This window comes from Lentzea albidocapillata, assembly GCF_000719115.1.
Taxonomy (GTDB): Bacteria; Actinomycetota; Actinomycetes; order Mycobacteriales; family Pseudonocardiaceae; genus Lentzea; species Lentzea albidocapillata.
Genome location: NZ_JOEA01000110.1, coordinates 1 through 232, shown reverse-complemented (window position 1 = coordinate 232; position 232 = coordinate 1). Strand labels below are relative to the sequence as shown.

Annotated in this window: 1 protein-coding gene; it reads left to right on the top strand. The window is 62.9% G+C overall.

The genetic code is table 11. From position 1 onward, the window contains the following. Positions 1-232: fasciclin domain-containing protein (locus IG04_RS0142060; protein ID WP_030482316.1), on the top strand; the 232-nt coding region annotated here is incomplete at both ends.

Sequence of the window (232 nt, the reverse complement as noted above, 5' to 3'; positions counted from 1 at the left end):
GTTCGCGAAGATCGATGCCGCGACGATCGAGAAGCTCAAGACCGACGACGCGCTGCTGACCAAGATCCTCACGTACCACGTCGTCCCGGGCCAGATCTCGCCCGACAAGATCGCCGGTGACCAGAAGACCGTGCAGACCGGCACCGTGAAGGTCACCGGTTCCGGCAACGGCATCAAGGTCAACGACGCCAACGTCATCTGTGGTGGCGTGAAGACCGCCAACGCCACCGTG